Here is a 7338-nt window from a genome sequence, read left to right on the forward strand (position 1 = left end):
AACGACCCCCGTGTCGTTCCGAATCAGGCGCAACAACCTTAATAGCGACTGCAAGGCATTGTAAGGGCGGTCTTCGCCAACGCTCGTTTTGTATATTCATGCAACCCTTATGCAACAAAAAGGACTTTATAACAAAGAATAAATAAATATTATTATGCAAGATAAGCTCCTGGCAATGCTTATCATCTCTCAAATCGCTGCAGAATATCCGGCAGGCTATGCAGGATATCACCAGCCACTAAACCCCTCTGCCCCTTTATTTCGGCCGCCCGATCTCCAGCCAGTCCGTGTATATAGACCCCGGCAATAGAAGCATCCAGGGGCCGCAAGCCTTGAGCCATGAGCCCGGCAATCAGGCCGCAGAGTACATCACCACTTCCGGCCGTAGCCATTCCTGGATTACCGGTTATATTCAGATATATCTCTCCTGCCGCAGTGGCTATCAAAGTCTTATTTCCCTTCAACACCAGGGTCACTCCCCATTGCTGGGCAAAGTCACGGGCCACAGCAAAACGCTTGGACTGGATTTCTTCAATGCTTTTTCCCGTAAGCCGGGCCATCTCGCCGGGATGAGGGGTGAGAACCACTGGAACCTGGCGATCCTTTAGTACGGTCAGATCCTCAGCCAGAGCATTTAGTCCATCGGCATCTATCAGTACGGGAATACCGGCTCTTTCCAGAACCAATCGCAGTATGGCAGAAGCTTCGGAAAAGCGCGACATTCCCGGACCGATGGCACAGGCTGAAGCCTGGCCCAACAAACCTTCAATAAGGGGCAAAGCCTCCAGAGCTATGGTTCCCTGGCTATTCTCCGCCAGCGGGCTACTCATTATCTCCATCCACCCGCCGTCAACCACTCCCAACTGTGATTCTGGAACCGCCGCTGTTACCAATCCTGCGCCGCTCTTAAGGGCGGCACCGGCGGCCATAATTATCGCCCCGGTCAAGCCCGGTGAAGCTCCAATAAGCAGGACATGACCATAAGTTCCCTTATGGGACTCAGGATGGCGGGGTCGCAGCCAGGGCTTAATCATAGCTTCGCTTAGCAGGTTGGTCTTGAGCCGCTTGTCTTGTAAAAGTGGGGCTGGGATGGAAATATCGGCAACGCTCAAACTGCCAACATAGTCCTTTCCTGGCTCTAACAGTAGGCCGATTTTAGGCAGGGCAAAGCTAACTGTATGTGAGGCCTGAATAGCCTCCCCATGAACTTGACCGCTATCCGCCTCTACCCCGGAGGGAATGTCCACTGCCACAACCGGCGCCTTGCTCCAGTTAACCATCTTCACTATTCTGGAATCAAAATCATTCATCTGGCCCTGGAAGCCTATACCATAGATGGCGTCAACTATCATATCACAGGATAAAAGAGCCAGCATCAATCTATCCAGGTCTTCTTCCACCTGCAACGGAAAGATGTTCTGGCTCATCTGTAAAAGTATCCGGTAGTTGGTATATGAATCCGGGGTCATTTCATTACTGTCGGCCAATAAAAAAACATCCACATGAGCTCCCGAGTTGATAAGATGACGGGCCACCACCAGCCCATCTCCCCCGTTATTACCTTTCCCCGCCAGAATAAGCACCTTCTTATCCTGGCTGCTTTCCAGCAGGTCTTCTACAACTTCCACCGTCCTTATTCCGGCGTTTTCCATAAGGATAAGGCTGGGAATATTATATTCACTGCTAGCTCGTCCATCAATATCCTTCATCTCCTGGGCCGTGAGTATTTTCACCATTCATCACCCTTTCTCTGCAATTACCACCGCAATCGCCTGCTCTTGCGAGTGAGAGAGACTCAATGATAATTTTCCTATCCCCTCTTCCCGGCACCTTTCCACTGCAGTTCCATGTAAAAGCAACTCCGGGCGGCCATCTGCAAGGCTCAAAACCTCAACTTCATGGAAACCCACTCCCACCGTAAAAGCCGGGTGCAGTTTACGAACCGCTTCCCGAGCCGCAAAACGGGCGGCCAGAGAAGGATAGGGATTCTTCTTGCTAAAACAATATGCCCGTTCTTGTTCCGTAAACAAACGCTGCAGAAGTCTGGGAGTCCGTATCAGCGCTTCTTTAACTCGTTTTATCTCTATTATATCTATTCCCACTAACAAATACATTTTCCTCCTGCTTGAGCTTACACTCACATTATAACAAAACACACAAAAGCCCTGAAACCATTCCAGGATTTCAGGGCGGTGTCGGCAGGCTCTAAACTACAACTTCATTCATATCCACCAGCTCTGTTTTTTCCTTGTCATTTAGTATTCTATCCATATCCAGCAGAATTAATAGTCGGTCTTCCAGTTTACCCACCCCGGTAAGATAATCAGCAGCGATTCCCCCGATCACAGCCGGTGGAGGCTCAATACTTTCGACAGACAAGCGCAAAACCTCACTCACTTCATCAACGATGATTCCTACGGTTTGTCCCTCTACCTCCACCACCACACTGCGGCTCTCGCTGGTGGTATCTGAGGCTCCCATTTGAAAGCGTTTCTTCAGGTCAATAATAGGTATTATTTTCCCTCGGAGATTTATTATTCCCTCAACAAAATCAGGGGCCTGGGGAAGCTTGGTGGGCACAGGCATGGTGATTATTTCCTGCACCTTGGTAATAGGTACACCATATTCACAAACTACATTGTCCCTTTTCAGGATGAAAACAACCAGTTGGATTTCGTCAGCCATATTAACCCCTCCTCCAAAAGAATATCACAAAGGGTATTCCTACTTTTAATACCTATATTCGTCATACGAAAATATTTTCCTTTATCCAAGCAAGTTTTCTGGGTAAATTTATCCAACCTACAGCCCCCCCAAGTCACCAAGCTATCCCTTCCTCCAGATATCAATTAGAGCCGCCCAAGCTTTCTTCGCTAAACAAAGCCGGGCGGCGATTGCAAAGTGAAGAATATTATCACTAATACAAAGTTGATTCCACAATAAAGCAGAAAAGGCGGGAGTAAAACCCCCGCCATCACTTGCCGGACCTTGTCCCTATAACATGATGACCTTAGCAGCTCCGCTCAAACGCTCCACAATACTGTACATATTGGTGGCAATTCCGACCCGGAGCTTGTCACTGAGTTGGAAAGAATCAAGGCAGGTACCACAGGATAAAACCTCCACTCCACTTTCCTCCAGCAATCTGATTTGCTCCAGCGCTTCAGAACCTTCCGTGCTCAATAGTACCCCACCATTCATAAATATCAGTGACTTTAGCGTTCCTTCCACCTGGCTTAGGGTGTAGATGAAATTTTTCATCAGCAGAGCACCCAACTTGTCATCTCCCCGCCCCAGTACATTACCACATATTAAGACTACGGTATCAGCGGAAGAATTTTCTACCAGGCTCAAGTTTTCAGAAGTTTCACTTTTCAATATATCGATATAATAGCTGCCCTCTTTCTCATCCACCTTGCATTCCATTTTGAGGGTCTGAGCTAACCGGGAAACATTCTCAAAAGCAGTCTTGTTGTCTACAATGGTTATGACTTCGGAAATCTCTTCTTCTTCTAGAGCATTTTTGGTTAGCACTACCGGTTGAGGGCAGGTTAAACCTCTAGCATCTACGGTTTTCTTCATATGCAATTCAACTCCTCGCTTTGGTTTTTATTATCTTACCATATTATTGAGCATATATAATATAATTTATTGTAATGTATCGTTATTCTAATTTAAACTTGAAATGTTTCACTTTCCCCCGCAAGGACTCTCATTCTATCATCCCCATAGCCCGGTAAGTGGCCTCATCCATTTCTCCGGTAATCTCCAGCCCATGCCAGGCTTGAAAATACTTTACCGCCAGCTCGGTCATATTGCCATAGCGACCATCAGCCCGGTCGAATTCCAAGCCCAGCTCTTTCAGCATGCTTTGCACATATACTACCTTCTGTCCGGAGGAATTCTTTTTCAGGAGAACCGGTTTTAGATCCCGGGGAAACATCTTGCCGTTTTCCACAATCCTCACCCTGGTTCCTGCCGGAACTAAAGGATAAAGCTCCTCTACATGCCGGTTGAACATGCGTATACAACCATGAGAAGCATAAGAACCTATGGAACCAGGTTTATTGGTTCCATGTATACCAAAAATCCCCCAGGGTACATTCAAGCCCATCCAACGGGTGCCGAAACCGTTACCCCAATTAAGTCCCTTGTGGACCACTTTCCACTCTCCCAAAGGAGTAGGTGTCTTGCTTTTGCCTACGGCCACCGGATATTCTTTAAGCAACTTTCCATCTTCAGTCAATACCAGTCTTCTGCTAACCACATCTATTTCGATAAGCAAGCGTCCCCGCTTATCCTGAAAATCGCCAAGCAAACATGGTTCGCCGTCATCGCTTAATAATAAAGCTTCCCAAACCGGGCGATTGACTACCCCATTCTCTTCCAATCCACTGGCTACTTGAAAGAGGCGGACTATCTGGCTGGTGGGGAGATTGTAAATTCCACTGGGTTGAATATCATAACCCAGTTCTTTTAGCCGGGCCTGAACCAACCACACGCTCTCACCCTCCAACTGCGGTTCGGCCAGAAAAAGACTGGGAAAGTCAGTTCGGTCTATTTGATTCACAGGGATTTTGGGCGAATTTGAATTTTGCGGATTCTTTATAGTGCTTTCAGCCATTAATGGATTAGTTCCTATACAGATGAAAGTGAAAATAAAAAAATACCAGGCAAAAGACCTTAGCAAAGCTAAAAACCCCCAATATATTTTTCTTTTACCTTTGTATTCAGCCTATCTTTTTTTTATGATTGATTTTCGTTCGAAAAGCAACTGCTATCCAAAGTTAAATACAGAAACCTTGTTTCGGTCCAATTTAAATAGACTGGCTATCACTAACTAAGCTTTCATGGCCGCATCCTTAATAGCGACCGCAGGGAACATCAGTAGTACCCGCAGGGTGAGGGTCACAACCACCGATGGTTCCTTACCGTGTTCCTCAATGGCTATTTCCTCCAGACCATAATCAAGGGCAAAGTATCCCCAGGCCGGATGATAAAGCTATTTTGCTTAACTCCAGAAAGAATCTCCTTGATTTCTATATCCAGCTCATCCAATTCCAGAAGCAACTGCTTTTGATTCTGGATATAAAAGGCCTTATTGTTGGGGTCAAGCTGGTTGGTAACTATTATTATTTGCTAGTTAATAACATTTCATACCTCAACGCAAGCAAAATTACGGGATGGATATAATTCAGATAATTGCTACCCAGGTATAAGGACAGAAGCATCTTTGAAATGAGAGTGGGAACGGACAAAAGGGGATGGGATGGCTGTCTTGTAAATGGAGGCTGTCAAAACGGGGCTGTGCTAGCTTACGAAGCCTTTTATAAAAATATCCCGGCTGGTTTTTAGATCCAGGAAACGCTCCCCTATTCTAACCAGAGGCCGAGCAGGGTCAACCTCATTTTTAAGTATAACCGTCGCTTCTTCACCGGTACTGAGGATAACCTTTTCCCCGGTGGTGATATCCAGTATATAAGAAATAAGACGTCGGGAAGCCAGTGGATCCAACTGCCCGCAACTGCTCTTGACTATTATGTCTGCCGCCTGTAATAAAGGCATACGCGAACGATAAGGCCGGTCGGAAGTTAATGCATCAAAGACATCGGCTACCGCAATAATGCGAGCGAAACAATTGATCTTATCTCCCCGAACTCCCAAAGGATAGCCGTTTCCATCCTGATGCTCATGATGCTGCAACACGGCCTGGGCAATATTATGGTCCCCCAGCTTTATCTCGTTAACTATCTGGTAGCCATAAACCGGGTGCTTTTGAACCTCCTGGAACTCGCTGGCATCCAGGGGACCAGGTTTATTTATAATGTCCAGCGATATCATGCTTTTTCCAACGTCATGCAATATTCCAGCTACTCCCAAATTCTTAAGCTTGTCAGCATCCAATCCTAGTGATTGACCAATCTTTATGGACAAAACCCCTACTGAAACCGAATGCTGCAGGGTATACTCGTCCTTATTTCTAAGGTCTTGCAAGTGTTTGAAAACATTGTAGGTCTGCAAAACATGGTCATATATTAAATCAATACACTCCTCCACCTCATCAGTTTTAATCATGTGACCTGATGAGACCCGGTCCATCATCTGCCGCATACTTTCAACTGAAGTTGAAAAGGCTTTAGGCAGCTGTTCATTTGTAAGGGATTTAAAACCCGAACCTTCTGATATCTGGCTTTCATGCATATCGTCTTTGTTTTCATCTTCGAGAATATAAATATAATCATAGCCTCTTTGCAAGAGTTGCTGCAAATGTGATTCCTGCAACACCCTTCCTTTGGACATTAGAAGTTGCCCGTCAAAACTATATATGTCTTGCGCCAATCTTCTACCCAAAGGTAAACTGGTTATATCAGTCCTGATAAACATATTATCCCCCCTCCACATATGCCTCGTTGATAGTATTCAACCAGCAAACCAATGGCCAAAAGCCCCCTGCTTTAGGAAAAGGATGATAGTTTCTACTATTAATATAGTAGCACAAAATCCATTCACCCAACATATCATCCAGGGTTTATTTCTTAGTGAACATCATCACTCCCTCTACTTTTTTGGTCGAATATATTTTTCCGCCCCTTTGCTATTTTTACAAAAATGCATATTAGAAAAAAAACTACGCAAACTTATTATGGTTAAACCACAAAACAAGAAAGGAGACTTTAAAATGAACCTTAATCACCAGGAACTGCAAAATCTTCGTCATTTAATTGGATCTCACCAGGTAACGGAAAGAAAGTTAAATTTCTATGCTGATGAGTCTCAGGATCCCCAGTGTAAACAAATATTTTCCCAATCAGCCAAATCAGCCTCGCAAACCATCCAGAAATTGATGTCATTTTTAGGATAAGGAGATGAAATAATGAATAAGCATATGCGTGACAAAGAAATGGTAAATGATGTGCTTTCCATGACCAAAAGCGGCCTGGCCACCTATGCCCATTGTATTTCCGAAACCGCAAACCAGCAATTGCGTCAGACCCTCCAGCAGATTCGGAATTCAGATGAACAGTTCCAGTATCAGCTTTACCAAATGGCTGAACAGAAAGGTTTTTATGCTCCGGCTGCCCAAGTGGATACCCAGGATATTCAGCAGGTCAAGTCACAGCTAAGACCTTAATAACTTATCTACAAGAATGTGAATCATAAAAGGAGCCTTAAGGCTCCTTTTATGATTCACATATTTCCATTTTTATAACGGATGTCACTGCAAAATGTTATTAATATGCATTCGTTTGCATAAATATACCGCTCAGCAACCTTGAAAGCGACCGAAGGGAGCATCAGAAGTGCCCGACAGGGTGCAACCTTGAAAGCGACCGAAGG

Annotated in this window: 8 protein-coding genes; 2 read left to right on the plus strand and 6 right to left on the minus strand. The window is 45.2% G+C overall.

What is annotated here, in order from left to right; all coding sequences use genetic code 11:
• Positions 1-182: 182 nt before the first annotated feature.
• The 6 genes from PHP87_RS00930 to PHP87_RS00955 all read right to left on the minus strand — a co-directional run bounded on the left by PHP87_RS00930 (position 183) and on the right by PHP87_RS00955 (position 6384).
• Positions 183-1736, minus strand: coding sequence for an NAD(P)H-hydrate dehydratase (locus PHP87_RS00930; RefSeq protein WP_299917361.1), 1554 nt, complete (start codon positions 1734-1736; stop codon positions 183-185).
• A gap of 3 nt (positions 1737-1739) precedes the next feature.
• Positions 1740-2102, minus strand: coding sequence for a holo-ACP synthase (gene acpS, locus PHP87_RS00935; protein WP_299917401.1), 363 nt, complete (start codon positions 2100-2102; stop codon positions 1740-1742).
• A gap of 103 nt (positions 2103-2205) precedes the next feature.
• On the minus strand, positions 2206-2685 hold the full coding sequence (locus PHP87_RS00940; RefSeq protein ID WP_299917362.1) for a chemotaxis protein CheW: 480 nt from the start codon (positions 2683-2685) through the stop codon (positions 2206-2208).
• A gap of 309 nt (positions 2686-2994) precedes the next feature.
• Positions 2995-3582 carry a sulfurtransferase-like selenium metabolism protein YedF gene (gene yedF / locus PHP87_RS00945; protein WP_299917364.1) on the minus strand — a complete coding sequence of 196 codons (588 nt, stop codon included), beginning with the start codon at positions 3580-3582 and terminating at the stop codon, positions 2995-2997.
• Between the two features lie 130 nt (positions 3583-3712).
• Positions 3713-4624, minus strand: coding sequence for a peptidoglycan-binding protein (locus tag PHP87_RS00950; protein ID WP_299917366.1), 912 nt, complete (start codon positions 4622-4624; stop codon positions 3713-3715).
• Between the two features lie 686 nt (positions 4625-5310).
• Positions 5311-6384 (minus strand): HD domain-containing phosphohydrolase, encoded by a 1074-nt coding sequence (locus tag PHP87_RS00955; protein WP_299917368.1) that lies wholly within the window; start codon positions 6382-6384, stop codon positions 5311-5313.
• 295 nt (positions 6385-6679) lie between these two features.
• Between PHP87_RS00955 and PHP87_RS00960 the strand changes: the two genes are divergently transcribed.
• Positions 6680-6862 (plus strand): hypothetical protein, encoded by a 183-nt coding sequence (locus tag PHP87_RS00960; RefSeq protein ID WP_299917370.1) that lies wholly within the window; start codon positions 6680-6682, stop codon positions 6860-6862.
• A 24-nt stretch (positions 6863-6886) separates the two neighbouring features.
• Entirely contained in the window at positions 6887-7132 is a 246-nt protein-coding gene (locus PHP87_RS00965) for a spore coat protein (RefSeq protein ID WP_041427994.1), read from the plus strand.
• Positions 7133-7338 lie beyond the last annotated feature (206 nt).

This window comes from Syntrophomonas sp., assembly GCF_028707975.1.
Classification (GTDB): Bacteria; Bacillota; Syntrophomonadia; order Syntrophomonadales; family Syntrophomonadaceae; genus Syntrophomonas.

Excerpts from the sequence above, each read along its gene's own strand:
- PHP87_RS00930 (WP_299917361.1), bottom strand. The coding sequence starts at position 1,736 with ATGGTGAAAATACTCACGGCCCAGGAGATGAAGGATATTGATGGACGA.
- PHP87_RS00940 (WP_299917362.1), bottom strand. The coding sequence starts at position 2,685 with ATGGCTGACGAAATCCAACTGGTTGTTTTCATCCTGAAAAGGGACAAT.
- yedF (WP_299917364.1), bottom strand. The coding sequence starts at position 3,582 with ATGAAGAAAACCGTAGATGCTAGAGGTTTAACCTGCCCTCAACCGGTA.
- PHP87_RS00950 (WP_299917366.1), bottom strand. The coding sequence starts at position 4,624 with ATGGCTGAAAGCACTATAAAGAATCCGCAAAATTCAAATTCGCCCAAA.
- PHP87_RS00955 (WP_299917368.1), bottom strand. The coding sequence starts at position 6,384 with ATGTTTATCAGGACTGATATAACCAGTTTACCTTTGGGTAGAAGATTG.
- PHP87_RS00960 (WP_299917370.1), top strand. The coding sequence starts at position 6,680 with ATGAACCTTAATCACCAGGAACTGCAAAATCTTCGTCATTTAATTGGA.
- PHP87_RS00965 (WP_041427994.1), top strand. The coding sequence starts at position 6,887 with ATGCGTGACAAAGAAATGGTAAATGATGTGCTTTCCATGACCAAAAGC.